This window comes from Streptomyces clavuligerus, from assembly GCF_005519465.1.
GTDB lineage: Bacteria > Actinomycetota > Actinomycetes > Streptomycetales > Streptomycetaceae > Streptomyces > Streptomyces clavuligerus.
Genome location: NZ_CP027858.1, coordinates 3,388,708 through 3,415,566, shown reverse-complemented (window position 1 = coordinate 3,415,566; position 26,859 = coordinate 3,388,708). Strand labels below are relative to the sequence as shown.

Below are 26,859 nucleotides of genomic sequence, written 5' to 3'. Positions count from 1 at the left end.
CCCCGGCCCGGCCCCGACGGGGCCGGGCCACCCGGGCGGCCGGAGGGCCGGTCCGGACACGAGGAGGGCGCGTTGCTCAAGGCGTCGTGGAACCCGGGTGGGGCTCACGACACTTTGAGCAACGCGCCCTCCTGGAATTTCAGCGCCTTGTCGAAGCTGACCACGGCCCCGTGCCCGGGCCGGTTGCCGAAGTGCACATGGTCGGCGAGCTGCTCGATCAGACAGAGTCCGCGCCCGCTCTCCGCGGTCGGCGGGATCTGCTGCGCTCTGGTGTGGGCGCAGCCCGCGCGCCGCGCGGGAAAGCCGGGCCCCGAGTCCGTGACCTCGATGCGGCACTTCTCGCCGTCCAGGTAGGCGGTCACGCGATAGGCCCCCGCGGAGTGCCCCGTTCCCTGACCGCCGCCGTGCTCGACGGCGTTGGCGCATGCCTCGCTGAGCGCCACGGAGAGATCGAAGGAGACATCGGGGTCGACTCCGGCGGTCTCCATCGCGCCGACCAGGAGCCGGCGTGCGAGCGGAATGCTCGCGGCCTCACGCCGCAAATGGAGTGACCACCAGATGCTCATACTCCGGCCTCCTGGCTGCGGCTCGACATACCGATACGTATTGCCCCTGGGAGGTGAACCATAAGCACGCCGTCCCCGGGATTGCGCTCATTCGGCCGACGGTGTGGCGGTGCCCCGGCCGTACCCGCCGGTCGCACCGGAGTGCGGGGGTCCGGGTGATCCCCGGGACATGGCCGAAGTCGGGCGCTCGGCGGAGCCGGTGCCCGGCGGCGCGGCCCCGGTGTCCGGCACGGCGCACGGTCCGGCGGGCGAAGCATGGACCTGGCGTCCGGGGGCACGGGGCGCAGTGGGATGATGACCCGGCCATGTCGTCCCCGTCCTCGCCGCCCCTTCCGCCCCGCGCGCCGTTGCCGCCGGACCCCTCGTCCGGACCGCTCGGCCGGGTGCGGACGAAGGCCGGCCCACGGCTGCTGAGGGCCGCGGTGTTCGCCGCGGTCTGTGTCGCGCTGTCCGCGACGGGGCATGCGGTGGCCTCCTGCGCGGCGGTCCCGTGGTGGACGCTCGCGGCCGGTTTCGCCGGGGTGTTCGCGCTGGTCCTGCCGCTGGCGGGGCGCGCGCGCTCCCTTCTCGTGATCGGTCTCGCGCTGGGCGCGGGGCAGCTCGCGCTGCACACGCTCTTCGGGCTGGGGCAGCGGCACCGCACCGGGGCCGGTGGCTCCGCGAGCGGTTCCGTGAGCGGTGACGACGCGCTGATCCGGATGGCGGCGGAGCTGGTCTGCGGGGCCGGTCCGGCCACGCTGGACGCGGCCGAGGCGCGACGGGTCGTCACACTCGCCGGTCTGAACCCGCCGGTGGCACCGGGTCCCGCGCACCCCGTGCCCGCGCCCGAGCTGCTGCCGTCCCTGCCGATGCTGCTCGGTCATCTGCTGGCCGCGGTGGCCACGGGCTGGCTGCTGCGGCGCGGCGATCTGGCGCTGGCGCGGCTGGTCCGGCTGTCGGAGCGCTCGGCGCGTACGGCCCGGGAGACGGCCGGGCAGGCGGAGGCGGCGTGGCTGGCCCCGCTGCGGGCCGCGCTGGCGCTCGCGTGCGCGCTGGGGGCCGGTCTGCCGACGGGGTCCGCCGCTCCGGCAGGGCCGCGGCGCCATCGGGAGGAACCTCCTCCGCCGGTCTCCGGCGAGGCACTTCAGCACACCGTGATCAGGCGCGGGCCGCCCGCCCGCTGCGTTCTCGCCGCCTGATCCGGCCCGCTCGTCAGGAGTGGGGCCGTGGTGCCCGTGTGGGTCGATCCGTCCACCCGGCACATCCCCTTTCCGCTCGCTTTCTCCCTGACGTGATGGAGTGTTCGCACCATGACCTTTATGCGTGGTTTTCAGCGTTCCCGCACCGCCGACACCGACGCCGCCGCCCCGGCCCGTACGGGCCGCGGTGCCCGTTCCCCTCGTATCGTTCGAACGGTGATCGCGGGCGGGATCGGCGCCTCCGCCGTACTGCTGTTCTCCGGCCCCGCCTTCGCGCACGTCAGCGTGCAGCCGCAGGGCGAGGCGGCGCGCGGCGGCTACGCCACCGTCAACTTCAAGGTCCCCAATGAGCGCGACGACGCCTCCACCGTGAAGCTGGAGGTGAACCTCCCCACCGACCAGCCGATGGCGTCGGTGCTGCCGCAGCCCGTCCCCGGCTGGAAGGTCTCCGTCACCACGGCGAAGCTGGACAAGCCGCTCACCGTGCACGGCAAGCAGATCACCGAGGCCGTCTCGCGGATCACCTGGACCGCGGACGGCTCCAAGATCGGGCCGGGCCAGTTCCAGCAGTTCCCCGTATCGCTCGGACAGCTTCCCGAGGACAGCGGCCGGGTGGTCTTCAAGGCGCTCCAGACCTACGACAACAACGAGGTCGTGCGCTGGATCGAGGTGCCCGCCGAGGGCGGTGAGGAGCCGCAGTCGCCCGCTCCGGTGCTGGAGCTGACCGCCGCGGGCGCGGACCACCACGCGAGTGGCGGGCAGCAGAAGGCCCAGAAGGGCGCGACGGACGGGAAGGGCACGAAGGAGGAGAAGGGCGGGGCGCACGGCGGTCACGACGGCGCGTCCGGCACCACCTCCTCCGCCGGGTCCGACCAGGGCGACGACGGGTCCGACCCGACCGCCCGGGTGCTGGGCGTGGTCGGCATCCTGGTCGGTGCCGCCGGTGTCGCCTTCGGTGTCCTCGCCGGCCGCCGCCGCGCCGCGTGACCCCACCGGTGACCCGCCGGATGAACCGCCGCACCGCCGCCCGTACCCGCCGAGCCGCACACACCCCTGGGATGTCGTTCCATGCGTAACGCCCGTACCCCCCGCACTCCCCGTACCTCCCGTACCTCCCGTACCTCCCGGCAGAAGACCGTGACCGCCGCCGCGCTCACCCTGGCCGCCGCCCTCACCCTCTCCGCCTGCTCCGGCGGCTCCGGGAACAAGGCGTCCGACGACGGCGTCGCCGAGATCTCCGCCACCCAGGAGGCCAAGCCCGGCACGGTGCTCGACCGCCCGTACACCAAGCCCGACCTCGTCCTCACCGACACCCGGGGCAAGAAGTACGACCTGCGGGAGCAGACCAAGGGCAAGCCCACGCTGCTCTTCTTCGGCTACACCCACTGCCCGGACGTCTGCCCGGTGACGATGAGCAACATCGCCATCGCCGAGAAGACCCTCCCCCAGGCCGACCAGGACAAGCTCCAGGTCGTCTTCGTCACCACCGACCCCGAACGCGACACCCCCAAGGCGCTGGGCGAGTGGCTGCCCGCCGCCGGGGACAAGTCCTTCATCGGCCTCAGCGGCGACTTCCCCACCATCCAGGCGGGCGCCCGTCAGGTCGGCATCGGCATCGACCCCGCCAAGAAGGAGAAGGGCTCGGTCGTGTCCATGCACGGAGCCCAGGTCGTCGCGTTCTCCCCCGAGACCGACCAGGGATATGTACTCTACGGCGAGAACACCTCGTCCGACGAGTTCGCCAAGGACCTGCCCAAGCTCGTACGGGGGGAGAAGCCGTGACCCCCCGGGACCCCCTGCGCACCACCGGCCGCCGGACCCCGCGCGCCGACCGCCGACGCCGGGACCCGCGCGCCCGCCTCGGAGCGGCACTCGCCCTCGCCGCGGCACTGGCGCTCACCGGCTGCTCCACCGGCGGCGACGGCTCCGGCCCGGACGACGGCCCGCCCCGGCTCACCGTCGACGGCGCCTTCATGCCCCAGCCCGTCAACGACGTGGCCGCCGGATTCCTCACCGTACGCAACGAAGGCGGCACCGCCGACAAGCTGACCGGTGTCACCAGCGCGCTCTCCGACGATGTGTCGATCCACGAGTCGAAGGACCAGCGGATGCGGAAGGTCGCGGAGTTCGACGTCCCCGCCCGTGGCGCGCTGGACCTCGAACGCGGCGGCAGCCACATCATGTTCATGGGCCTCAAGCACCGCCCCGAACAGGGCGACACCGTCACGGTGGAGCTGCGCTTCGAGAAATCCGACCCGATCACGGTCGACCTCCCGGTCGAGGAACCGTCGCACAACCCGAAGAACCACCGGTGACGAGGGGACGGACCACCGCATCATGACCGCCACCACCGCCCCGCGCCCCGTCCCGGCACCAGGCCCGGTACGCGCGCTGCTCGCCCTGGCCGTGCTGCTCGGCACGGTCATCGGCGCGCTGCTCGCCGCCGCGCCACCCGCGTCGGCACACGCCGCCCTGACCGGGAGCGATCCCCAGGACGGGGCGGTGGTCGCGACCGCCCCCCGGGAGGTGTCCCTCACCTTCTCCGAGCAGATCGCCCTGGGGAAGGACTCCATCCGGGTCCTCGAACCCAGCGGGAAACGCGCCGACACCGGCACCGTGCGCGACCTCTCCGAAGGCGGGACGGTCCGGTACGGCACCGAACTGCGGCCGGAGCTGCCCGACGGCACCTACACCGTGGCCTGGCAGGGCGTGTCCGCCGACAGCCACCCCATCTCGGGCGCGTTCACCTTCTCCATCGGCGCGCCCTCCGCGACCCAGGTCGCCCTCCCCGACCAGGAGGCGGGCGGCGGCGCCGTCGGCGTCCTCTACGACCTCGCGCGGTACACGGCGTACGGCTCGTTCGCGCTGCTGGTCGGCGCGGTCGCGTTCATCCAGCTGTGCTGGCGGCCCGGCGCGGGGGCGAGGCCGCTGCAACGGCTCGTCGCCCGGTCGTGGGTCGCCCTCACCGCGTCCACCCTCGCCATGCTGCTGCTGCGCGGCCCGTACACCACCTCCGGGACGCTCGCCGACGTCTTCGACCTCGGCGGGCTCCAGCCCGTCCTGGAGACGAAGACGGGCGCGGCGCTCGTCTCCCGGCTGCTGCTGCTCGGCGCGGCGGCGCTGTTCATCGCGGTGCTGTTCGGCACCTACGCGAGGGAGACGCGGGCGGTGGCGGCGGGCGGCTCCGGCGCGGACAGCGCGGATGACGCGGGTGACGGTGGTGCCACTGGTAACGGTGGTGCGCGGGACGGCGGTGACGGCGGCGCGCGGGACGGCGGCCGGGAGAAGGACCTCACCTTCGGGCTCGCGGTCGGCGGCACGGTGGTCGCCGCCGGGATCGCCGCCACCTGGGCACTCTCGGAACACGCCTCGACGGGCATCCAGACGGGGCTCGCGATGCCGCTGGACGTGCTGCATCTGCTGGCCGTCGCCTGCTGGCTCGGCGGGCTCGCGGCCCTGCTGACGGCGCTCCACCGGGTGCCGTCGTTCGGGGCGGACGCGGCGCGGCGGTTCTCCCGGGTCGCCTTCGCGAGCGTGGTCGTCCTCGCGGTCACCGGGCTCTACCAGTCCTGGCGGCAGCTCGGGTCGTGGTCCGCGCTGACCGGTACGGAGTACGGGCGCTGGCTGCTGGTCAAGGTGGCGCTGGTGGCCGTGATGCTCGGGGTCGCCCGGTACTCACGGACATGGACGGCGCGGCTGGCCGGTGCCGAACGCGGGCCGGAGGGGGCGGAGACGGGCGGCTCCGGGGCCGCTGAGGCTGCCGGTACCGCTGGGACCACTGGGACCGAAGACATGGGCAGGGGCACCGGCGACGACGACGGCAGCGCCAGCGGCGGCGGCGGCGCACCCGATCCCGTACGCGCCGCCCAGCTCGCCCGGCAGCGGGCCGTCATGGCGACCGCCCGCCGCAAGAAGGAGCGCGACGCCGACCCCGACCGCGCCGGACTGCGCCGTTCCGTGCTCGCCGAGACCGGCGTCGCGGTGGTGCTGCTCGCCGTGACCACCGTTCTGACCACCACCGAACCGGGCCGCACGGCCGAGGCGACGGAACAGAACGGCGGCCCGGGCGGCTCCTCGGCCGCGGCCCCGGCCGCGCCCCGCGGCCCGGTGGAGCTGAAGCTGCCGTTCGACACCGGCGGCACCGACGGCAGCGGCACCGTGCGCCTCACCCTCGACCCGGCCCGCCCCGGCGGCAACGCCCTGCATGTGTGGGTCGACGGCAAGGACGGCAGGCCCCTGGACGTGCCCGAGCTGAAAATCTCGTTCACGCTCCAGGCCCAGCAGGTCGGCCCGCTGCCGGTGGCACCCGAACGGCTGGCGCCCGGGCACTGGAGCACGGCTTCGGTGCAGATCCCCTTGCCCGGCGACTGGAAGGTCCAGGTGACCGTGCGGACCTCCGACATCGACCAGACGACCGTCGCCGACACTCTGAAGATCGGCTGATGCTCCCGTGAAACCCGTGCACGACACGTCCGGCGCATCGAGCGAACAGACCCGGCGGACCCCGCAGACGCAGCAGACGCAGCAGACGCAGCAGACGCAGCAGAACGAACAGACCCGACGCACCCGACGCACCCGGCGGACCGAGAAGCCTGTGAGAAGCGCCAAGCCCATGGAGTCCGGCGGACACCCGGCGGAGAAGGCCGCGCCGGAAAGCACCGTTCCGGAAACCCCCGTTACGGAGAGCACCGTTCCGGAGAGCACCGGTGTATCGAGACGACGACTCCTCGGCACGGCGGGCGCGGTCGGCGCCGGAGGGCTGGCCCTGGGGGCGGTGGGCGGCGCGGCCGTCCGGGCCGCCGCCCTCGACGACACCCCCGCCGAGCTGGCCTCGGTCGGCTCCACCACCGTCGCCTTCCACGGCGAGCACCAGCCCGGAATCACCACCCCGGCGCAGTCGCGCGGCCATCTGGTCGCCTTCGACCTCGCCCCCGGCGCAGGCCGCAAGGAAGCCGCCGCCCTGATGCGCCGCTGGTCCGCGCTGGCCGCCGGGCTGATGGACGGGCAGCCCGCCGGAACCGACGACACCGGGATCGCCCTGGACGCCGGGCCCTCCTCGCTGACGCTCACCTTCGGCTTCGGACGCACCTTCTTCGACCGCACCGGCCTGGCCGACCGGCGGCCCGCGGGACTCGACCCGCTGCCGCCCTTCTCCGCCGACCGGCTGGACCCCCGGCGCTCCAACGGCGACCTGTGGATACAGATCGGCGCCGACGACGGCCTCGTCGCCTTCCACGCGCTGCGGGAGATCCAGCGGGCCGCGGCGGACGCGGCACGCGTGCGCTGGCAGATGAACGGATTCAATCGTTCCCCCGGCGCGACCGCCCGCCCGATGACCGCCCGCAACCTCATGGGCCAGGTCGACGGCACCAACAACCCCCAGCCCTCGGACCCCGACTTCGACCGCCGGATCTTCGTCCCCCCGGCGGGCGCGGGAACCCCTCGGGGCGGCACGAACAGCGCGGGCGGCGCGGACGACTGGCTCGCGGGAGGCTCGTACGCCGTCGTCCGCCGCATCCGCATGCTGCTCGACGACTGGGAGCGACTCGCCCTGACCCGGCAGGAGGAGATCATCGGACGCCGCAAGGCGGACGGCGCGCCCCTCACCGGAGGGACGGAGACCACCCCGCTCGCCCTCGACGAGCTGCGCCCGGACGGACAGCCGGCCATCCCGGCCAACGCCCACGCACGGATCTCCGCGCCGGAGCAGAACGGCGGGGCCGCGATGCTGCGGCGGCCCTTCTCGTATCACGACGGGATCGGGCCCGACGGCACACCGGACGCCGGGCTGCTCTTCGTCTGCTGGCAGGCGGACCCGCTGCGGGGCTTCGTCCCGGTGCAGCGGAAACTCGACCGGGGCGACGCGCTCTCACCGTTCATCCGCCATGAGGCGAGCGGACTGTTCGCGGTACCGGGCGGGGCGCGGGAGGGCGAGTACGTGGGGCAGCGGCTGCTGGAGTCCTGACGGCTCAGGGCCCGGGGCGGTCGCGGCTCGGGGCGGCCGGGGCTCGGGGCGGTCGGGCACGGTCCTGCGGTGGGTCGGGCGCCGTCCCTCAGCGGGGCGGGCGCCGTCCCACGATGGGCCGGGCGGTGCGCGGACGGCGGGCCGGGCATCCCCGGACAGCCGGGGCCCGGCCCGGGTGCCGGTGGCCGCCCCGGTGGGACGGAGCCCGCTCCGGCTCGCATTAGGGTGACCGTATGTCAGCCACGCGCTACACGTATCTGGGTCCCGAGGGCACCTTCACCGAAGCCGCCCTCCGCACGCTCCCGGAAGCCGCCACCCGGGAACTCGTCCCGATGGTGTCCGTGCCCGCCGCCCTCGACGCCGTCCGCAACGGGGACGCCGCGGCGGCCCTCGTCCCCATCGAGAACTCGGTGGAAGGCGGCGTCACCGCCACCCTCGACGAGCTGGCCTCCGGCACACCGCTGATGATCTACCGCGAGGTGCTGCTGCCGATCGCGTTCGCCCTGCTGGTACGGCCCGGTACCCGGCTGTCCGACGTACGGACGGTGACCGGGCACCCGGTCGCCCAGCCCCAGGTCCGCAACTGGCTCCGGGCCAACCTGCCCGACGCGCTGTGGGAGTCCGCCGCCTCCAACGCCGACGGGGCGCGGCTCGTCAAGGAAGGCAAGTACGACGCCGCCTTCGCGGGCGAGTTCGCCGCCGCGACCTACGGGCTCGAAGCCCTGGTCACCGACATCCACGACGCGCAGAACGCGGAGACCCGATTCGTCCTGGTGGGCCGCCCGGCCCGGCCCGCGGCACCCACCGGCGCCGACCGGACCTCGGTGGTCATCTGGCTGGGCACCGACCGGCCCGGCGCGCTGCTCGAACTCCTCCAGGAGTTCGCGGTACGCGGCGTCAACCTGATGCTGATCCAGTCCCGGCCCACGGGAGAGGGAATCGGGAACTACTGCTTCGCCGTGGACGCCGAGGGCCACATCACCGAGCGGCGGGTGGCCGAGGCACTGATGGGGCTGAAGCGCACCGCCCCGAAGGTGCGGTTCCTCGGCTCCTACCCGCGGGCCGGGGTGACACCGGACAAGGTGTCGAAGCCCCGGGCGGGAACATCGGACGCGGACTTCACGGAGGCGTCGGACTGGCTGGGGCGCTGCCAGGACGGGCGGGGCTGAGGCTTCCCTTCACGCGCCTGGGGGTCGGTCCCCGGGGGGCTCCCCTCCCCCCCACCCCGCCCTCCCCGCTCCCCCGTCCCCACCCCCTCGCCGGGCGCCCCCGTCCCTCCGCGCCTCCCCGTCCCGGCTGCCCCTGCTCTTCCGGCCCTTCCGGCTCTTCCGGTTCCAGGCGATGACCGGGGGCCGCTTCCGCGTCATCCTCGTCGCTCTGGACCGCTCGCAGGTGTCCGATCCGATGACCGGAACTGTCCTACCTGCTGACTTTCTCTGTCCACAGAGTTATCCACAGGCTTTCCCGGGAGCCTGGGGACAAGTCGACATCACCGCGTTCGGCGACGGCATGCGACCTGACGGCCACCCTCCGCTTCCCGCCCTCCGCCAGAGATTCACCTCCCTCGCACGCCGTCTCCCCGTCACCCCGATTTCATTGATCAACTCTTTGGAGCGAGCATTTCCCACCCGAATGACCGCATCGAGAAGGTTTAAGAGGAGATGACTCCGCTCCTTCGCCGATCGCGTTATGGCTATGCTCCACGATCCACAAGACTTCCGCACAGCCTGTGGATAACTTTCTGGAATCCCGCAATCCTGTGGACAAGGTCCGGCCAAGTGCCGCACGACACACCGGACATGGGTCAAATTTCAGCCTCACCCCTGCCCCGTACCGGCGAATGCGGACACTCCGGCTTGACGGCACCATCACACATCACTGCATTCAGAATCTCGCTCACCCAATCCGGCAAAACGAGCAATTTAGACAAAAAGCCGTAGGTGGCGGTAAAGGAGTGGCCGGGCCGGGAGCGCACCCGGGTAGCCTGGTGGGGTGATTGACCTTCGCCTGCTCCGTGAGGACCCCGACCGTGTTCGCGCCTCCCAGCGCGCCCGTGGAGAGGACGTCGAGCTTGTCGACGCCCTGCTCTCCGCCGATGAGCGGCGCAGGTCGTCCGGCGTCCGCTTCGACGAGCTGCGCTCCGAGCAGAAGCAGCTCGGCAAGCTCGTCCCCAAGGCGTCGCCCGAGGAGCGGGCGGAGCTGCTGAAGCGGGCGGAGCAGCTGAAGAGCGAGGTCAAGGCCGCCGAAGCCACGCAGAACGAGGCCGACGAGGAGGCCAAGCGGCTGCTGCTGCGCCTCGGGAACATCGTCCACGAGGACGTCCCGGTCGGCGGCGAGGACGACTTCGTCGTCCTGGAGACCCATGGCACGATCCGCGACTTCGCCGCCGAGGGTTTCGAGCCCAAGGACCATCTGGAGCTGGGCGAGGCCCTCCGCGCCATCGACGTCGAGCGCGGCGCCAAGGTCTCGGGCTCGCGCTTCTACTACCTCACCGGTGTCGGCGCCCTGCTGGAGCTGGCGCTGGTGAACGCGGCGATCGCCCAGGCGACCGAGGCCGGTTTCACCCCGATGCTGACCCCGACGCTGGTCCGCCCCCGCGCCATGGAGGGCACCGGCTTCCTCGGCCAGGCCGCCGAGAACGTCTACCACCTGGAGAAGGACGACTACTACCTGGTCGGCACCTCCGAGGTGCCGCTCGCCGCGTACCACATGGACGAGATCATCGACGCGGACCAGCTTCCGCTGCGGTACGCCGGTTTCTCGCCCTGCTACCGCCGCGAGGCCGGTACGTACGGCAAGGACACCCGGGGCATCTTCCGTGTGCACCAGTTCGACAAGGTCGAGATGTTCTCCTATGTGATGCCGGAGGACGCCGAGGCCGAGCACAAGCGGCTGCTGGAGTGGGAGAAGCAGTGGCTGACCAGCCTGGAGCTGCCGTTCCAGGTGATCGACGTGGCCACCGGTGACCTCGGTGCCTCCGCCTCGCGCAAGTACGACTGCGAGGCGTGGATTCCCACCCAGGGCAAGTACCGCGAGCTGACCTCCGCGTCGAACTGCGACAGCTTCCAGGCCCGCCGGCTGTCGGTGCGGATGCGGGAGGGCAAGAAGGTCCAGCCGCTGGCGACGCTCAACGGCACGCTGTGCGCGGTCCCGCGCACCATCGTGGCGCTCCTGGAGAACCACCAGCTCGCCGACGGGTCGGTCCGGGTGCCCCCGGTGCTCCGCCCCTACCTCGGCGGCCGGGAGCTGCTGGAGCCGGTCGCCAAGTGAGCCCGGCCCTCTTTCCGTACACGCTGATCGCGACGGACCTCGACGGCACGCTGCTGCGCGAGGACCAGACGGTCTCGCGGCGCACCCGTGAGGCGCTGGCCGCCGCCACGGCGGCGGGCGCGGCGCACATCGTCGTCACCGGCCGGTCCGTGCCCTGGACCCGGCACATACTCGACGACCTCGGCTACGAGGGGCTGGCCGTCTGCGGCCAGGGGGCGCAGCTCTACCACGCCGGTGAGCACCGGCTGCTGACCTCGCTGACGCTGGACCGGCAGCTCGCCGGGCTCGCGCTGTCCAAGCTGGAGGCCGAGGTCGGTCCGCTGGCGCTGGCGGCGAGCCGGGACGGTCTCGATGGCGAGGTGCTCGTCAGCCCCGGTTACGCGGTCCATGAGGGACCCCTGCCGGTGATCGCTCTCGCGGACCGCTCCGAGCTGTGGGCGGCCCCCCTGAACAAGATCTACATCCAGCACCCCACCCTCGGCGACGACGCTCTGGCCGAAGCCGCGCGGGAGACCGTGGGCGCTCTGGTGGATGTGGTCATGGCGGGCGAGGGGATCGTGGAGATCCTCCCGCTGGGGCTCAACAAGGCCACCGGTCTCTCGCTGGCCTCCCGTCGGCTGGGGCTGCGCGCGGCGGACACCATCGCGTTCGGTGACATGCCCAACGACATACCGATGTTCGGCTGGGCCGCGCACGGTGTGGCGATGGCCAACGCGCATGACGACCTGAAGGCCGTGGCCTCCGAGATCACCGCGTCGAACGACGAGGACGGCATCGCCGTGACCCTGGAGCGCCTGCTCCAGGTCTGACCTCCGCCGCCGCGACCGAGCGGAAGCCCCGTTCCCCCGAGGACATCCGGAGGGAACGGGGCTTATCGCGCTCACCTACAGATCGGCCCCCGGGCTATGGTCACCAGCCCGGTGAACGCGGCGGCGGACACCATGAGAACGGGCCCATCACTCCGCTTGCTGTCACGGACGGGGACGACACCGTGTACGGACGCGTACGACGGCGCCCACTCCACGCACTCACCCCCATCGGGTCCGCTGTGGGTGCTCTTGACCCATACAGCGATCCTCGGGTCGAACTCAGAGGCCATGGCGCACTCCTTACTCGCTACTGCTCAACTCCCCGGGCTATGGTCACCAGCCCGGTGAAGGCGGCGGCGGACACCATCAGGACAGGACCGTCGCTCTGCTTGCTGTCACGGACGGGGACGACACCGTGCGCGGACGCGTACGACGGCGCCCACTCCACGCATTCGCCACCCTCGGGGCCACTGTGGCTGCTCTTGACCCACTCAGCGGTCTTCGCGTCGAACTCGGAAGTCATGGCGCGTACTCCTTGTGAATCTCTCGAATGCGGGCGACAGATGCATCATGCCCCAGGGCCTCCGCCCGCAGACGATCAAAGATCGCCAATGCCCTCTTCACTATCCTCGGCGTCTCCAACGGGCGGCCTCCCTGCGGCCCTTCGACATGCAGCACGGTATGTGAGCCGTCGAAGACCAGCAACGTAAAGGCAGCGCTGGACGCCGGGACCACATCGGAGGGGACGAGCTGAAGGGTGACGTTCGGCGCCTCCGCCTCCTGGAGCAGACGGTCGAGCTGGGCGGCCATCACCTCCCGGGAGCCCACGCACGTACGCAGGCACGCCTCGTAGAGGACCACCCACAGCTCGGGAGGGTTCTCCCGTTCCAGCACTTCATGGCGGCGCATTCGGGCAACCAATCGGGCTTCGATGGCGGCCGCCGTGAGCCGTGGCACACTCGCCCGATACACCGCACGGGCGTACTCCGGCGTCTGGAACAGCCCCGGCACAAATAACGTCGAGTAGTTGAGAATCCGAACGGCCTTGCGTTCCTGCTCGGTGTACGGCTCGAACCACGTGGGATCGTCCCCCTCCACCGCGCGAACGCGCTGCCGGGCGAGCATCGTTCCCGTTCCGAACGCCCGATCGCACCCCACCGCGAACCGCTCACTGGGAACAAGCAGCGCCCGCTCGACCTTGGAGACATAGGCCGCCGAATATCCGACGGCCTTCCCCAGGGCGTCCAAGGTGATCTTGCGGCCCGTCCGCATGCTTCTGACGTCAATCCCGAATGTCTCAAGCGGACTCAAAGAATACGAGAGATCGTCGTCTTGCATGGCTTTGACCTCCTGGTTTGGGGTTCCAGACGCTCTCGAACACGGGAGCGAATATTGAGGAATCACCCTCAACTGGTGTGACCTCAGCCATAGTTGTGCTCACCTGGTGACGCATCGAAACCGCCCGTCCGAGGGCTTTCTCCCAGGCGCCCGAAACTCCGGCCGCCCATCGCATCCAGCGGTGGCGGCAACGGCCCCCCGGACAGGCAACACCCCCATGATCAATACCCTCACCGGAGGTTGGCGATGAGTCAGCCCTATCGCTTTGACCTGGAGTTCAACCCCTTCGACTTCGGCCCCTGCGAATGCCCCAAGAAAGACTGCCCGCTCAAGCCGAGCCCGCCGCCCCAGGACGCGCCCTCACCGGATTCGAAAGGATTTCCGTGCGATCCCGAAAGCCCAAGCACCCCATAGCGAGCGCTCTGGTGATCTTCTCGCTGTGGGCCATCACCCTGGGAATCATCGCCTCGGGGATCGCGCGAGAACTGGAAGCACTTCATCTGCCCGCCTAACCGCGGGGCCTCCCATGAGGGGACGGTCCGCGCTCACGCGCGCTCGAAGCGACCGCCCCCTCACAGGGGTTGATATCTGCCGGTAGTGGTGCACATCCGGCTCCACCACTGTGCCTCCGCCGCCCGGTGCCCCGCCACCCGTTTTCCCCGGGCGCACCGGGCACCGGGCACCGTCACCGGCACCGGCACCGGCGACACGATCAGGTCAGGTCAGGTCACTCATCCCCCGCCAGCTTGAGCACCCGCAGCCGCTGCCCCGCGTACCAGGTGGCGGCCACCGTGAGCCCGGCGAGCAGGACGACCGCGACCGGCAGCCCCACCTCGGAGCTGATCACTCCTTCGGTACCGATCCGTTCGGCCACGGCGAGCGCCCACTGCAACACACTCAGCGTGCGGGCCCCCGGGACCAGGCTCCCGAAGAGGGACTCCCAGATCAGGGCGTAGATGAGGCCGATGACAACGGCGTTGCGGCTGACCGTTCCGATCAGCAGGAAAAGGGCGCTGTACGCGATCGAGGCGACCAGCGCGGCCACGGTGTAGGCGATGGCTATCTGCTGGCCGTTGCCGTTGAGGATGTATCCGGCGATCAGCGTGGGAACGGCCGAGAACACCATCGTGACGGCTATCGCGACCGTCAGCTTGGTCAGGATGATCGTCGGCCGCTTCACCGGCTTGGCGAGCAGATAGACGATCGAGCCGTCGTCGATCTCGGGGCCGATCGCCCCGGTCCCGGCGATCACACCGATCAGCGGCACCATGGTGGCGAGGGCGAACTGCCCGAGGATCTGATCGGCGACCTGGTCGTCCGCGCCGTGGAAGAAACGGACCGCGGTGGCGATCACCAGCAGCAGCGCGGGCAGGACGAAGAGGATGGCCGCCCGGCGGCGGCCGAGCACGGCCCGGTAGGTGAGCCGGGCGACGGTGGGGTCATACATGAACGTCACCGCTCCTTTCAGGCCGTTACGAGGTAGGAGAAGACGGATTCCAGGGACTCGTCCGAGGGCGAGACCGTGAGCAGCCGGATTCCGTTCGCCCGGGCGACCTGCGGCAGGAGCTGGGTGAAGCGGCCGAAGTCGACGGCCTGAATCCGCAGCCCGCCCTCGGCGAGGTCCACCTCGATCCCGGCCGTGGAGGGGTCGGAGATCAGGGCGGCGGCCAGGGCGCGGTCGTCGCTGGAGCGCACCTGGTAGCGGTGCGGGCGGTCCTTCATCAGCCGGCGAATCCTGCGGAAGTCGCCGGACGCGGCGTGCCGTCCGGCCACGATGACCTCGATGTGCGAGGCGAGCTGTTCGACCTCCTCCAGGATGTGCGAGGAGAAGAGCACCGTGCGGCCCTCGGCTCCCATCCGCCGCAGCAGTTCCATGAGCTGCATCCGCTGGCGGGGGTCCATCCCGTTGAAGGGCTCGTCGAGCAGGAGCACCGAGGGGCTGTGCACCAGGGCGGACGCCATCTTCACCCGCTGGCGCATGCCCTTGCTGTAGGTCGAGATCTTGCGATCCTGCGCGTACTCCATCTCGACCGTGGCCAGTGCCGTCTGGGCCTCCTTGGCGCCGAGTCCGTGCAGTTCCGCGTTGGCGACGACGAACTCGCGGCCGGTGAGGAAGTCGTACATCGCCTCCCGCTCGGGCACCACGCCGATCTCGCGGTACACGGACTCGTTGCGCCAGATCTGCTGGCCGTCGAGGGTGACGCTGCCGGTCGAGGGGGCGAGGAAGCCGCCCATCATATTGATGAGGGTGGACTTGCCCGCGCCGTTGGGTCCGAGGAGTCCGGTGACCCCGGGGCCGATGGTCATGGTGACGTCGTTGACGGCCACGACATTGCCGAACCACCGTGAGGTGTGGTCGATCGAGAGAGTGCTCATGGGCGCTGCCCGTTCCGTGAAAGGCTGCTGGGAGGGGTGGTGGCGGTCGGCGGGGTGCGGAGCGGGGGGCGCGGGTGGTCCGCGGCGGCGCTCACAGCCCGGCCTTGGCGTAGCGGCGCATCAGGGCGGCGTAGGAGCCGGCGCTGAGCCCGAGGATGACCAGCAGATAGAGCAGTCCGACGGCGGTGCTCGGCTCCGCTCCGCGGATGTCCGACGAGGCGCCCAGGAACACATCCTGGAATCCGGAGATCAGGCTGGACGGCGAGAACAGGCCGAGCCACTGGATGGCGGCGGTCGAGCCGGAGGAGTCGGCTATCAGTTGCACCACGCTGACGGCCATCGAGGTGGTGACGAGGGTGGCGATGATCGCGGCCACGCCGAAGCCGCGGCGCGGGGTGAGGGCGGCCAGTACCAGGCCGATGCCTCCGAACAGCAGCGAGAGCAGCACGACTCCGACCAGGCCCTGGCCGAATCCCGCGGTCTGGTCGGCGAAGTCCATTTTGGCGAGCAGTGCTCCGAGGTAGAGGACGATCAGGGGCACGGTGGTGAAGATGAGCAGCGCCGAGACCATCGCCCCGTACTTCGCGGCGACGTAGTCGACCCGTTCGATGGGGCGGGAGAAGTACAGCGGCACGGTGCGGAACCGCAGGTCGCGGGAGACGGACTGGGGTGCCTGGGAGGCCAGGTAGAGCCAGATCACCGGCTGGAGCGCCATCGCGTAGCCGGTGTATTCGATGGGCAGGGCCTTGGCTTCGGTGGCGACGGCGACCGCGACGACGATCGCGGCGGGCAGCACCATGATCGCGGCGAGGGTCATGGGCATGACCTTGGACTTGGCCGAGCGGCCGAGGCCGTAGGCGCCGCGCAGCGACTGGGCGAAGAGCGAGCGGCGCGCGTAGGAGCGGCCGAGCCTGCGGCCCTCGTAGTCGCGGTATCCGATGTTGTGGATCCGGGTGGCCTCGGGGACCGGCCCGGGGGTCTGGGTGCTCATCGGGGCTGTCCCTCCGTCGGCTGCTCGGCGCCGTGCTCCGCCGCCTCCGGGCGGAACACCTCGGCTATGTGGTGACGCCGCTGTTCCATGCGGACGAGTCCGAGGCCAAGCTCGGCGACGGTGTCGCGCACCAGGTCGTAGGTCTCCTCTCCCGCGGCCTCGACGAGGAGGATGTGCCCGGCCCCGGGCAGTCCTTCCTCGGTCGCCCGCTGGAAGACGGCCCCGGCGGCGGTCAGCCGCTCCCGGAGGGCGGCGGTGCCGTCGGGGTGCTCGTCGCTGTCGGTCACCTCGACCGCGAGGGTCGTGGTGGTGCGGGTGAACTCGCTGGTGGAGCTGGAGCGCAGCAGGGAGCCGCCGTCGATGACGACGACGTGGTCGCAGGTGCGTTCGAGTTCGCCCAGGAGGTGGGAGGTGACGAGGACGGAGATGCCGAAGTCGGTGTGGATGCGGCGGATCAGGCCGAGCATCTCGTCCCGGCCGACCGGGTCGAGGCCGTTGGTGGGCTCGTCGAGGAAGACCAGCCGGGGGTCGTGGACGAGGGCCTGGGCCAGCTTCACCCGCTGCTTCATACCGGTCGAGTAGCCGCCGATGGGGCGGTAGCGCTCCTCGTACAGACCGACGTGGCGCAGGGTGTCCGCGGTGCGTTCGCGGGCGGCCGTCGGCGGCAGGCCCGACATGCGGGCCATGTGCACGACGAACTCGGTGGCGGAGACGTCGGGTGGCAGACAGTCGTGCTCGGGCATGTAGCCGACACGTTCACGGATCTCGCCGCCTCGGGTCGCGACGTCGAGCCCGAGCACCGAGGCCCGGCCCTCCGTGGCGGGTGTGAGCCCCAGCAGGATCTTGATCAGGGTCGATTTGCCGGCCCCGTTGGAACCCACGAGCCCGGTCACACCCGGTCCGATGTCCAAGGAGAGCCGGTCGAGCGCGGTCACTCGGGGGAACCGCATACTCAGGCGTTCGGTCACGATCACAGTCACCACTCGACCGTAGTGGCGGGGCCCGTGCCGGGGCGTCAGCCCTGCGGTTGGATCGTTCTCCGACTCTGGGCGGACCCGACCCCGAGAGGGTGGCTACCAAAGAGGACAGCGCGGCCCCCACAGGACGACCGAAGAACCATGGACGGGGCAGGGCACATGCACCGGAGGAGGTACGGGAGGGGGCGGAGGAGTAGGGGATGGGGCAGGGAGAGGGGACGGGAGCAGTAGGGGACGGGGCGGGGAGACGTAAGGGAGAACGGGCGATTCCGGCCCCGAAGGCGATACCGGCGGGTATTGGCGCGGTCACTGGGCATGGTCCCTTGCGTCAGTGTCACCTTGGGCTGCGTACCGCGTGCGGTACGGAAGGGGGTCCCGCGGACGTGAGTGGGCAGGACATACGGGAACGCCGGGTCCGTACGGGCGGAATCGAACTCAGCGTCGCCGAGCGGGGAGACCCCGACCGGCCCACGATCGTGCTGGTGCACGGCTATCCCGACAGCAAGGCGGTGTGGTCGCCGGTCGCCGAGCGACTGGCCGACCGTTTCCATGTGGTGGCGTACGACGTGCGCGGCCATGGCCGGTCGACGGCTCCCCGGCCGCTGCGCGGGGGTTTCACGCTGGAGAAGCTGACGGACGACTTCCTCGCCGTCGCCGACGCGGTGAGCCCCGGCCGTCCGGTCCACCTGGTGGGCCACGACTGGGGTTCGGTGCAGTCGTGGGAGTTCGTGACGGTGGAGCGCGCCGCGGCGCGGATCGCCTCGTTCACCTCGCTGTGCGGCCCGTCCCTGGACCACGCCGCGCACTGGTTCAGGGCGCGGCTGTCCCGGCCCACGCCCCGGGGGCTCTCCCAGGTCGTGGAACAGGGGGTGCGGTCGTGGTACGTGGGGTTCTTCCACACCCCGGTCCTGCCCGAGCTGCTGGTGCGGGGGCCGGTGGGCAGCCGCTGGGTCGCGCGGCTGGAGCGGGTGGAGAAGGTGCCCGACGGTGACCGTCCGGCGGGTTCGCTGCGGCGGGACGCCCTGCACGGGCTCTGGCTCTACCGCGACAACATCCGGGCCCGGGCGCGGCGTCCGCGTACCGACGCCGTGACCGGGGTCCCCGTCCAGGTGATCACTCCGACCGGCGATCCCTTTCTCTCCGGGCACATCCACGACGACCTGGAGCGCTGGGCGCCGCGGCTGACCCGCCGCACGCTGCGGGCCCGGCACTGGTGCCCGCGCAGCAGGCCCGATCAGCTCTCGTCCTGGATCGCCGATTTCGTCCTGGAGCAGGAGGCGGCCGGTGCCGCCGGGGCGGCGGACACGGCGGGGGTGCCCGGGGCCGGTGCCGCCGCGACCGCCGCGGCGGGGACGGCGGGGACGGCGGGGACGGCGGGGGGACTTCGGGGCGTGCTGCGGACCCTGCGCCGGGGCGCGCGTCCGGTGCGGGGAACCGCCCGGGGTCCGGTGGCCGAGGAAGCGGGTTCCCGGAAGGCGGTGGCGGCCCGGGCGGCGGGCCGTGACCGCTGCGCGGAGCGGTTCGGCGGGCAGCTCGTCCTGGTGACGGGGGCGGCGAGCGGGATCGGGCGGGCGACGGCCCTCGCGTTCGCCGCGGCGGGCGCACGGGTCGTCCTCGTGGACCGGGACGCGGAGGGCGCCGCCGCCGCTGCCGGGGCGGCCCGGCGGGCGGGGGCGCCCGCGGCCTGGGCGGAGGCCGTGGACGTGGCCGACGCGGAGGCGATGGAGAAGCTCGCGGAGCGGGTCGCCCGCGAGTACGGCGTGGTGGACGTCCTCGTCAACAACGCGGGCATAGCCGTCGCCGGGTCCTTCCTGGACACCGGTGCCGAGGACTGGCGGCGGGTCATCGACGTCAACCTCTGGGGGGTCGTCCACGGGTGCCGGCTCTTCGCCCGGCAGATGGCCGACCGCGGACAGGGCGGCCATATCGTCACCATCGCCTCGGCCGCCGGGTACCAGCCCTCGCGGATTCTGCCCGCCTACAGCACGTCGAAGGCGGCCGTCCTCATGCTCAGCCAGTGTCTGCGGGCCGAGCTGGCGGGCCGGGGCATCGGCGTCACGGCGGTGTGCCCCGGGATCGTCCGGACGAACATCACGGCCACCACCCGGTTCACCGGGGTGGACGCGGCCGAGGAGCAACGGCTCCGGGACCAGGTCACCCGGCGCTACCAGATGCGCGGCTTCCCGCCGGAGAAGGTGGCCGACGCGGTGCTGCGGGCCGTGCTGGAGAACCGGGCGGTGGTCCCGGTGACGCCGGAGGCGCACGGGCTGCTGGCGCTGTCCCGGATCTCCCCGAAGGCGATCCGCGCCCTGGCCCGGCTGACCCCGCCCCGCTGATCCGGGCGGACGGGACGCGGCGGAAGCGGTCGAACGGGCGGTGAGGGCAGCGGCCTTGGGCCGGGTTCCGCATCTTCCGGAGGGTTCGGAGGTGTTGCCCAACACCTCCGAACCCTTCGGCTCGTTGTCCACAGAAAGGCCAAATAGCCTGTGGATAACTCGCATTGGCTGTGGATCAAACCTGGTGAACGAGGTTTTTGCCAATCCCTTCCCCGTCGCCGGGGCCCGGCCGCCCCGCCCGCGCACGGGCCCGTCCCGCCGCCCGTTCCCCCGCCCGCGCACCCGGGCCCGTTTCCCGCCGACCCGCCGCCCGTCCCCCGCCCGTGCCGCCGCGTCCGGCCACCGGAAGCCCCCGGGCGGAGCCCTCCGGGTCACCGGACGGCTCCACCCGGTGACAGCCGCCGTCCCCACCCGGGGCGGGACACCGCTCCGCGCACCGCCCTGCTCCCGGACGCCCGAAGCTCCCGATCCCCGGGCCCGCTCCCGCCCGTACCCGCGCCCGACCCGTGCGGGAGAATGGACCGGTGACCCCAGCTACCGACCCCCAGCCCGTGGCCGCCGTCCCCCGGCTGATCGCCACCGATCTGGACGGCACCCTGCTGCGCGACGACAAATCGGTCTCCGAGCGCACGGTCGCGGCCCTCGCCGCCGCCGAGAAGGCCGGGATAGAGGTCTTCTTCGTCACCGGCCGCCCCGCCCGCTGGATGCATGTCGTCAGCGAGCACGTCCACCGCCACGGGCTCGCGATCTGTGCCAACGGCGCCGCCGTGGTCGACCTCCGGGCCGGTGGGGAGCTGCTGACGGTCCACCCCCTGGAGCGCGCGACGGGCCTCGCCGTCATCGCCGCTCTGCGCGAGGCGGCCCCCGGGGTCTCCTTCGGCGTCGAGACGACCGCGGGCTTCCACCACGAGGCCGGCTACCCCCGGATCCAGGCCCACGACCCCGGAATGATCGTCGCCGTCGCCGAGAAGCTGCTCGGGGACACGGACGCGCCGTACGGGCAGGCCCCGGTGATCAAGCTGCTCGCCCACCACGGGGAGATGGCCCCCGACGACTTCCTCGCCCTCGCCCGTGCCGCCGCCGGGGAGCTGGCGACCTTCACCCGCTCCAGCCCCTCCGCCCTGCTGGAGATCAGCGCCCCCGGGGTGAGCAAGGCCAGCACCCTGGCCCTGTGCTGCGCCGAGCGCGGCATATCCGCCGCCGAGGTGGTCGCCTTCGGGGACATGCCCAACGATGTGGAGATGCTGACCTGGGCGGGCAGCTCGTACGCCATGGGCAACGCCCATCCCGACGTGCTCGCCGCCGCCTCCGGCCGGACCGTCGCCAACAACGAGGACGGAGTCGCGGTCGTCATCGAACGCATCCTCCGCGACCTCCCCCGCCCGGGCGTCTGACACCCCGCGCAGCGGACCGCCGGTACGCCGGACCGCGTCCACCGGTCCGCGATCCGCGATCCTCTACAGCGGGGCCTCCCAGCGCACCGTGGTACCCCGGCCGCCCGGCCCGATCCCCGGGCCGCAGACACTCGACCCGCCGAGGGACTCGGCCCGCCGGGCGAGGTTCCGCAGCCCGCTGCGGCGCCCTCCGGCCGGAAGGCCGACCCCGTCGTCGGCGACCGTCAGCCGGACCCCGGCGACACCGTCGGGAAGACGCGCCCCCGCGTCCACGACGACCTCGATCCGGGAGGCACGGGCGTGGCGGAAGGCGTTGGACAGCGCCTCGCGCAGCGCCGCGATCAGGTTCTTGCCCGTCAGTTCGGTGACGGCGGCGTCCACCGGCCCGAGGAAGCGGTGGCCGGGGGTGAAACCGAGCGGCACGGCCGCCATGTTGATCTCACGGAGGACCCGGGTCCGCAGCCCGGCCGGGGCCTCGGCCGGGCCCTGCTGCAACGCGAAGATCGCCGTACGGATCTCCTGGATGGTCACATCCAGTTCGTCGACGGCCTTGCCGACACCGTCCTGGAGCGCGGGGACCACCGACTTCCGCTGGGCGCCCTCCAGCATCATCCCCGTGGCGAACAGCCGCTGGATCACCAGGTCGTGCAGATCGCGGGCGATGCGGTCGCGGTCCTCGTACACCGCGAGCCGCTCCCGGTCCCGCTGCGCCTCCGCCATCACCAGCGCGAGCGCCGCCTGGTCGGCGAACTGGGTGGCCAGGGTGCGCTCGGCGGCGGTGAAGGGCCGGGCTCCGCGCGCCCTCGGGATGGCGAGGGCGCCCAGCACCCGGCCGCCGCTGTGCAGCGGCAGCAGCATGCACGGTCCGTACGCGGCGGCCTCACGGGTGGTGATCCTCGGATCGCCGGCCGCGTCGGTCAGGAACACCGCCTCCCCGCTCAGCAGCCGCGTCACCACGGGGCTCTCGGGGCCGACGACGAGCCCCAGCGGGACGACCGGTTCGGGGGCGGCCACCGCGACGACCTCCAGTCCGCCGTCGGCGGCGGCGGGCAGCATCACGATCCCGGCGGCGGCGTCGGCGAGTCGGCGGGCCTGTTCGGCGACGACGCTGATGCTGTCCTCGGCGTCGCCGCCCGACAGCAGGGCCGTGGTGACGGCGACGGAGCCGTCGATCCAGCGTTCGCGCCGCCGGGCGGCCTCGTAGAGACGGGCGTTCCCGATGGCGATCCCGGCCTCGGTGGCGAGGGCGCGCACCGTGCGGAGGTCGTCGTCGTCGAACTCCCCGCCGCCCCGCTTCTCCGCGAGATAGAGATTGCCGAAGATCTCGCCCTGGACCCGGATGGGCACTCCGAGGAAGCTCCGCATGGGCGGATGGCCGGGCGGGAAACCGGCGAACCGCGGATCGGTGGCCAGATCGGCCAGCCGGACCGGCGCGGGGTCGTGGATCAGCGCGCCGAGCAGCCCCCGACGGCCGCTGGGGCGGTGGCCGATCCGCTCGGCGGTGTCCTCGCCGACGCCATGGGTGACGAAGTCGGACAGGCCCTGTCCCTCCTCGTCCACCACGCCGATGGCGGCGTAGCGGGCGTCGGCGAGACCGGCGGCGGTCTCGCAGATCCGGTCCAGGGTGGAGTGCAGCTCCAGGCCGGTTCCGACGGAACGCATGGCCTCCAGGAGCCGGGGCACCCGGGCGGCCGGTTCGGAGGACAGCCCCTGGAGGCCGCGGGTCGCCGCGGTCCCGGCGTCGAGCGGGTCCCCCGGGCCCTTCGGCCCGTCGTCCTGCGGCTCCTGAGCGTCCTGGGGTGCGGGCACGGTCATGACCTTGAGCCTAGTAATTCCCATTTACGGAGGAAAGTCAGACCGGCATTCCCCCACGTGATCACCGCTCGGCCGCGCCACGACCGGCACGCGATCCCCCCTCGGCGGCCCCGCGGCCGGGACGCGGTCACCCCGCTGCCACCGGAGCCGCGACGGCCTCCGCCGCCTTCTCCGCGGACGGTGCGACCGCGTCCGGCGCCCCCGGGCGCTCCCCCACGACCGCCTCCCGGCCCAGCCGGTCCGCCGTCCGTTCCCGCTCCAGCATCCGCCGCAGCGGCCCGTCCACGGTGCTCAGCAGGGCGTACGGGCCGCGCTGCGCCACCCGGCCGTCCTCCAGGACGACGATCTCGTCCACCGTGTCGAGGCCGCGCAGCCGATGCGTGATCAGCACGGTGGCCCCGCCCCGGGCGGTCCGGCTCTCGCCCGCCGCCAGCAGATCGGCGGTCAGCGCGTCGGCGGTCTCCAGGTCGAGATGTTCGGCGGGCTCGTCGAGCACCAGCACGGGGAAGTCGGCGAGCAGCGCCCGCGCGAGCGCCAGCCGCTGCCGCTGGCCGCCGGAGAGCCGGGCCCCGTGCTCGCCGACGAGGGTGTCCATCCCCTCCGGCAGCGCGTCGACCCACTCCAGCAGCCGGGCACCGGCGAGCGCCCGCCGCAGTTCCTCCCCGGTCGCGTCCGGCCGGGCGATCCGCAGGTTCTCGCGTACGGAGCTGTCGAAGAGATGGGCGTCCTGGGCGCACAGCCCCACCCGGGCGCGGACCTCGTCCCCGTCGAGCGCCGCGGCGGGCACCCCGCCGAGCGTGTACGAGCCCTCCCGGGCGTCCAGGAACCGCAGCAGCACCTGGGCGAGGGTGGTCTTGCCGGAGCCCGAGGCGCCGACGACGGCGATCCGGCTGCCCTCCGTCAGAGTCAGGTCGATCCCGTCGACGGCGTCCCGCGCGGCTCCGGCGTGCCGGGCCCGCAGCCCCCGTACCTCGACGGGGAAGACGGACGCGGGGGCCGCCGCCGGGTGTTCGGGCTCCGCCACCGGTACGGGCGCGTCCAGCACCTCGTACACCCGCTCGGCACTGCGCCGGACCCGCTGCCGGTACTGCACCGCGAGCGGCAGGGCGTTGACCGCCTCGAACGCGGCGAGCGGGGTGAGGACGACGACCGCGAGGGCGACCCCGTCGAGCCGTCCGTCGCTCACCGCCCGGATACCGGCGAGGGTCGTGAGAACGACGGTCAGTCCGCAGGCGAGCGAGGTCAGTCCGCTGCCGAGGGCGGTGGCGGCGGCGGTGCGCGCGGCGATCCGGGTCAGCCGCCGGTCGGCCTCGCGCACGCCGTCGCGACGGGCCGGCATGGCTCCGGCCACGGTGAGTTCGGCCGTTCCGCGCAGCAGGTCGACCAGCCGGGCGGCGAGTTCACCGCGGGCCGGGGCGAGCCGGGGTTCGGCCCGGCGGGCGACGGCGCCGCTGATCAGCGGCACACCCACGCCCGCGCACAGCAGTCCGGCGGCGAGCAGCGCCCCGGCCTCGGGCAGCAGCCAGGCGGTGAAGCCGACGGACGCGGCGCTCACGAGCAGGGCCGCGCCCGCGGGCAGCAGCCAGCGGAGCCAGTAGTCCTGGAGTGCGTCCACGTCGGTGACCAGCCGGGAGAGCAGATCGCCCCGCCTGCTCCGGCGCAGTCCGGCGGGGGAGATCCGCTCCAGCCGGGAGTAGACCGCGACCCGGAGTTCACCGAGGGTCCGCAGCACCGCGTCATGGGAGACGAGGCGTTCGGCGTAGCGGAAGACGGCGCGGCCGATACCGAAGGCGCGGGTGGCCGTCACCGCCATCATCAGATAGAGGACCGGCGGCTGCTCGGAGGCGCGGGAGATGAGATAGCCGGAGACGGCCATGAGGCCCACGGCGGAGCCCAGGGCCAGGCTGCCGAGCAGCAGGGCCAGGGCGTACCGGCCCCGCTGGGTCCCGGCGGCGTCCCGGACCCGGGTGAGCGCGGGGACGGCGACCGCGTCCCGGCGGCCGTCGCTGCCGCCCGGTGCCGGGGCACCGGCCGCCTCCGGGGTCTCCGCGCGGTCCCCGAACGGGGTCTCCGCACCTTCCCCGGGCGGGGTCTTCGCGAGGTCCCACAGCTCCGGCGCCCAGGGGTCGTCGGCCCGCGCGGGCCGGTCCTCGTGCCGGTCGTCCGGCCGGTCGGCGTCGGGCGCACCGGACGCGCTCCCGTCGGCGGACGGGCGGCGGGTCAGGGTCACCACCCGGTCGGCGACCGCGAGCAGCGCCGGCCGGTGGACCACGAGCAGGACGGTCCGGCCCGCCGTCAGCCTCCCCACAGCCTCGACGAGCTGTGCCTCGGTCTCGCCGTCGAGGGCCGCGGTCGGCTCGTCGAGCAGCAGCACCGGCCGGTCGGCGAGGAAGGCCCGGGCCAGGGCGAGCCGCTGGCGCTGTCCGGCGGAGAGCCCCGCGCCGTCCTCGCCGAGCGGGGTGTCGGCCCCCTGCGGAAGCGCGGTGACGAAGTCCTCCGCACCGGCGTCCCGCAGCGCCGCCCGCACAGCGTGGTCGTCGGCGTCGGGCCGGGCGAGCCGGACATTGTCGGCGATCGTGCCCGCGAACAGGCAGGGCCGCTGGGGCACCCAGGCGATCCGCTCGTGCCAGCGGGCGAGGTCCAGGTCCGTGAGGTCGGTGCCGCCGATCAGCACCCGTCCCCCGTCCGGTGCGGTGAAGCCGAGCACCGTGTCGAGGAGGGTGGATTTGCCGATGCCGCTGGGGCCGACCAGGGCGACGGTCTCCCCCGGTGCGACGGTCAGCGAGGTCCGGTCGAGGGAGGGTTCGGCGCGTCCGGGGTGGCGGACGGTGACCCCGTCCAGCTCCAGCCCGGCCCGGTCGGGGACCGGTGCGCCGCCCTGTTCACGGGGCTCCGTCTCCAGGACGGTGAAGATCTCCTCGGCGGCGGCCAGTCCCTCGGCCGCCGCGTGGTACTGCGTCCCGACCATCCGGAGCGGCAGATACGCCTCGGGGGCGAGGATCAGGATGACGAGGCCGGTGTAGAGGTCCATGTCGCCGTGGACGAGCCGCATACCGATGGTGACGGCCACCAGGGCGACGGAGAGCGTGGACAGCAGCTCCAGGGCGAACGAGGAGATGAAGGCGATCCGCAGGGTGCGCAGGGTCGCGCGCCGGTACTCGGAGGTGATGGTCCGGATCGACTCCGCCTGTGCCCTGGCCCGGCCGAAGACCTTGAGGGTGGGCAGTCCGGCGACGACGTCCAGGAAGTGGCCCGACAGCCGGGAGAGCAGCCGCCACTGCCGGTCCATCCGGTTCTGGGTGGCCCAGCCGATGAGCACCATGAAGACGGGGATCAGCGGCAGGGTGCCGACGATGATGGCGGCGGATACCCAGTCCTCGGTGACGATCCGGGCGAGCACCGCCACCGGGACGACCACCGCGAGGCCGAGTTGTGGCAGATAGCGGGAGAAGTAGTCGTCCAGGGCGTCGATGCCCCGGGTGGCCAGGGCGACCAGGGAGCCGGTGCGCTGTCCGGTGAGATATCCGGGGCCGAGCGCGGCCGTGTGGGCCAACAGCTTCTCGCGCAGTTCGGACTTGACCGCCGCGCTGGCCCGGTGCGCGGCCAGCTCGGTGAGCCAGGAGACCGCCGCCCGGCCCACCGCGACCAGCGCCAGCAGGGCCAGCGGGGTCATGAGGTCGGCGGCGGAGAGTCCCTTCTCGAAGGAGCCGACCACCGCCTCGGCGATCAGCATCGCCTGGGCGACGACCAGCGCCGCCCCGACCAGTCCGAGGAGCACCACCGCGAGCAGGAAGCCTCGGGTGGAGCGGGCGTGCCGGAGCAGACGCGGGTCGATCGGTTTCAC

The 26,859-nt window shown here is 72.6% G+C and carries 22 protein-coding genes; 12 read left to right on the top strand and 10 right to left on the bottom strand.

The genetic code is table 11. The features are described from left to right. Positions 1 to 104: 104 nt before the first annotated feature. Positions 105 to 566 carry an ATP-binding protein gene (locus CRV15_RS14315; protein ID WP_003961068.1) on the bottom strand — a complete coding sequence of 154 codons (462 nt, stop codon included), beginning with the start codon at positions 564 to 566 and terminating at the stop codon, positions 105 to 107. 305 nt (positions 567 to 871) lie between these two features. Between CRV15_RS14315 and CRV15_RS14310 the strand changes: the two genes are divergently transcribed. The 9 genes from CRV15_RS14310 (at position 872) to CRV15_RS14270 (ending at position 11,788) form a co-directional block, all read left to right on the top strand. Continuing rightward, complete coding sequence (locus CRV15_RS14310) at positions 872 to 1,744, top strand: hypothetical protein (RefSeq protein WP_231631899.1); 873 nt, start codon at positions 872 to 874, stop codon at positions 1,742 to 1,744. Between the two features lie 120 nt (positions 1,745 to 1,864). Next, positions 1,865 to 2,731 carry a YcnI family copper-binding membrane protein gene (locus CRV15_RS14305; protein ID WP_003961070.1) on the top strand — a complete coding sequence of 289 codons (867 nt, stop codon included), beginning with the start codon at positions 1,865 to 1,867 and terminating at the stop codon, positions 2,729 to 2,731. 81 nt (positions 2,732 to 2,812) lie between these two features. After that, positions 2,813 to 3,526, top strand: a complete 714-nt coding sequence (locus CRV15_RS14300; RefSeq protein WP_003961071.1) for an SCO family protein — start codon at positions 2,813 to 2,815, stop codon at positions 3,524 to 3,526. Continuing rightward, entirely contained in the window at positions 3,523 to 4,059 is a 537-nt protein-coding gene (locus CRV15_RS14295; RefSeq protein WP_003961072.1) for a copper chaperone PCu(A)C, read from the top strand. The genes CRV15_RS14300 and CRV15_RS14295 overlap by 4 nt, the downstream gene beginning before the upstream one ends. Before the next feature lie 22 nt (positions 4,060 to 4,081). Then, positions 4,082 to 6,187, top strand: coding sequence for a copper resistance CopC/CopD family protein (locus CRV15_RS14290; protein WP_003961073.1), 2,106 nt, complete (start codon positions 4,082 to 4,084; stop codon positions 6,185 to 6,187). A gap of 169 nt (positions 6,188 to 6,356) precedes the next feature. Further along, positions 6,357 to 7,709, top strand: a complete 1,353-nt coding sequence (gene efeB, locus CRV15_RS14285) for an iron uptake transporter deferrochelatase/peroxidase subunit (protein ID WP_231630510.1) — start codon at positions 6,357 to 6,359, stop codon at positions 7,707 to 7,709. A gap of 233 nt (positions 7,710 to 7,942) precedes the next feature. After that, positions 7,943 to 8,878 carry a prephenate dehydratase gene (gene pheA, locus CRV15_RS14280; protein WP_003961075.1) on the top strand — a complete coding sequence of 312 codons (936 nt, stop codon included), beginning with the start codon at positions 7,943 to 7,945 and terminating at the stop codon, positions 8,876 to 8,878. 823 nt (positions 8,879 to 9,701) lie between these two features. Next, positions 9,702 to 10,979, top strand: a complete 1,278-nt coding sequence (gene serS, locus CRV15_RS14275; protein WP_003958886.1) for a serine--tRNA ligase — start codon at positions 9,702 to 9,704, stop codon at positions 10,977 to 10,979. Next, on the top strand, positions 10,976 to 11,788 hold the full coding sequence (locus CRV15_RS14270; RefSeq protein WP_003958887.1) for an HAD family hydrolase: 813 nt from the start codon (positions 10,976 to 10,978) through the stop codon (positions 11,786 to 11,788). The genes serS and CRV15_RS14270 overlap by 4 nt, the downstream gene beginning before the upstream one ends. Before the next feature lie 71 nt (positions 11,789 to 11,859). On the opposite strand, the gene CRV15_RS14265 is transcribed toward CRV15_RS14270, so the two are convergent. From CRV15_RS14265 to CRV15_RS14255, 3 genes are read right to left on the bottom strand one after another with little or no spacing between them, the layout of a single operon-like run. Continuing rightward, positions 11,860 to 12,078 (bottom strand): DUF397 domain-containing protein, encoded by a 219-nt coding sequence (locus tag CRV15_RS14265; RefSeq protein WP_003958888.1) that lies wholly within the window; start codon positions 12,076 to 12,078, stop codon positions 11,860 to 11,862. A 17-nt stretch (positions 12,079 to 12,095) separates the two neighbouring features. Further along, positions 12,096 to 12,311 carry a DUF397 domain-containing protein gene (locus CRV15_RS14260; RefSeq protein ID WP_003958889.1) on the bottom strand — a complete coding sequence of 72 codons (216 nt, stop codon included), beginning with the start codon at positions 12,309 to 12,311 and terminating at the stop codon, positions 12,096 to 12,098. After that, complete coding sequence (locus CRV15_RS14255) at positions 12,308 to 13,126, bottom strand: helix-turn-helix domain-containing protein (protein WP_009996781.1); 819 nt, start codon at positions 13,124 to 13,126, stop codon at positions 12,308 to 12,310. The genes CRV15_RS14260 and CRV15_RS14255 overlap by 4 nt, the downstream gene beginning before the upstream one ends. Before the next feature lie 383 nt (positions 13,127 to 13,509). Here CRV15_RS14255 and CRV15_RS37420 point away from each other — a divergent pair, with 383 nt between their 5' ends. After that, complete coding sequence (locus CRV15_RS37420; protein ID WP_003961077.1) at positions 13,510 to 13,638, top strand: hypothetical protein; 129 nt, start codon at positions 13,510 to 13,512, stop codon at positions 13,636 to 13,638. Positions 13,639 to 13,853: 215 nt separating this feature from the next. Here CRV15_RS37420 and CRV15_RS14250 read toward each other — a convergent pair whose 3' ends face one another. From CRV15_RS14250 to CRV15_RS14235, 4 genes are all read right to left on the bottom strand, one after another. Further along, positions 13,854 to 14,573 carry an ABC transporter permease gene (locus CRV15_RS14250; protein ID WP_003958893.1) on the bottom strand — a complete coding sequence of 240 codons (720 nt, stop codon included), beginning with the start codon at positions 14,571 to 14,573 and terminating at the stop codon, positions 13,854 to 13,856. Between the two features lie 17 nt (positions 14,574 to 14,590). After that, positions 14,591 to 15,502 (bottom strand): ABC transporter ATP-binding protein, encoded by a 912-nt coding sequence (locus tag CRV15_RS14245; protein WP_003958894.1) that lies wholly within the window; start codon positions 15,500 to 15,502, stop codon positions 14,591 to 14,593. Between the two features lie 91 nt (positions 15,503 to 15,593). Continuing rightward, complete coding sequence (locus CRV15_RS14240; protein ID WP_003958895.1) at positions 15,594 to 16,493, bottom strand: ABC transporter permease; 900 nt, start codon at positions 16,491 to 16,493, stop codon at positions 15,594 to 15,596. After that, positions 16,490 to 17,467, bottom strand: coding sequence for an ABC transporter ATP-binding protein (locus tag CRV15_RS14235; protein ID WP_009996785.1), 978 nt, complete (start codon positions 17,465 to 17,467; stop codon positions 16,490 to 16,492). The genes CRV15_RS14240 and CRV15_RS14235 overlap by 4 nt, the downstream gene beginning before the upstream one ends. Positions 17,468 to 17,853: 386 nt before the next feature. Between CRV15_RS14235 and CRV15_RS14230 the strand changes: the two genes are divergently transcribed. Both CRV15_RS14230 and CRV15_RS14225 read left to right on the top strand, forming a co-directional pair. Next, entirely contained in the window at positions 17,854 to 19,806 is a 1,953-nt protein-coding gene (locus tag CRV15_RS14230) for an SDR family oxidoreductase (RefSeq protein WP_009996787.1), read from the top strand. A 524-nt stretch (positions 19,807 to 20,330) separates the two neighbouring features. Next, entirely contained in the window at positions 20,331 to 21,200 is an 870-nt protein-coding gene (locus CRV15_RS14225) for a Cof-type HAD-IIB family hydrolase (protein WP_029182976.1), read from the top strand. 63 nt (positions 21,201 to 21,263) lie between these two features. Here the strand turns inward: CRV15_RS14225 and CRV15_RS14220 are convergent, their stop codons facing one another. Both CRV15_RS14220 and cydD read right to left on the bottom strand, forming a co-directional pair. Next, a complete protein-coding gene (locus tag CRV15_RS14220; protein ID WP_003961083.1) occupies positions 21,264 to 23,015 on the bottom strand; it encodes a sensor histidine kinase in 1,752 nt (583 codons plus the stop codon). A 127-nt stretch (positions 23,016 to 23,142) separates the two neighbouring features. After that, on the bottom strand, positions 23,143 to 26,859 hold the full coding sequence (gene cydD / locus CRV15_RS14215) for a thiol reductant ABC exporter subunit CydD (RefSeq protein WP_009996792.1): 3,717 nt from the start codon (positions 26,857 to 26,859) through the stop codon (positions 23,143 to 23,145).

Coding starts and splice junctions, on each gene's coding strand:
- CRV15_RS14315 (WP_003961068.1), bottom strand. CDS start 566: ATGAGCATCTGGTGGTCACTCCATTTGCGGCGTGAGGCCGCGAGCATT.
- CRV15_RS14310 (WP_231631899.1), top strand. CDS start 872: ATGTCGTCCCCGTCCTCGCCGCCCCTTCCGCCCCGCGCGCCGTTGCCG.
- CRV15_RS14305 (WP_003961070.1), top strand. CDS start 1,865: ATGCGTGGTTTTCAGCGTTCCCGCACCGCCGACACCGACGCCGCCGCC.
- CRV15_RS14300 (WP_003961071.1), top strand. CDS start 2,813: ATGCGTAACGCCCGTACCCCCCGCACTCCCCGTACCTCCCGTACCTCC.
- CRV15_RS14290 (WP_003961073.1), top strand. CDS start 4,082: ATGACCGCCACCACCGCCCCGCGCCCCGTCCCGGCACCAGGCCCGGTA.
- efeB (WP_231630510.1), top strand. CDS start 6,357: ATGGAGTCCGGCGGACACCCGGCGGAGAAGGCCGCGCCGGAAAGCACC.
- pheA (WP_003961075.1), top strand. CDS start 7,943: ATGTCAGCCACGCGCTACACGTATCTGGGTCCCGAGGGCACCTTCACC.
- CRV15_RS14265 (WP_003958888.1), bottom strand. CDS start 12,078: ATGGCCTCTGAGTTCGACCCGAGGATCGCTGTATGGGTCAAGAGCACC.
- CRV15_RS14260 (WP_003958889.1), bottom strand. CDS start 12,311: ATGACTTCCGAGTTCGACGCGAAGACCGCTGAGTGGGTCAAGAGCAGC.
- CRV15_RS14255 (WP_009996781.1), bottom strand. CDS start 13,126: ATGCAAGACGACGATCTCTCGTATTCTTTGAGTCCGCTTGAGACATTC.
- CRV15_RS14250 (WP_003958893.1), bottom strand. CDS start 14,573: ATGTATGACCCCACCGTCGCCCGGCTCACCTACCGGGCCGTGCTCGGC.
- CRV15_RS14245 (WP_003958894.1), bottom strand. CDS start 15,502: ATGAGCACTCTCTCGATCGACCACACCTCACGGTGGTTCGGCAATGTC.
- CRV15_RS14240 (WP_003958895.1), bottom strand. CDS start 16,493: ATGAGCACCCAGACCCCCGGGCCGGTCCCCGAGGCCACCCGGATCCAC.
- CRV15_RS14220 (WP_003961083.1), bottom strand. CDS start 23,015: ATGACCGTGCCCGCACCCCAGGACGCTCAGGAGCCGCAGGACGACGGG.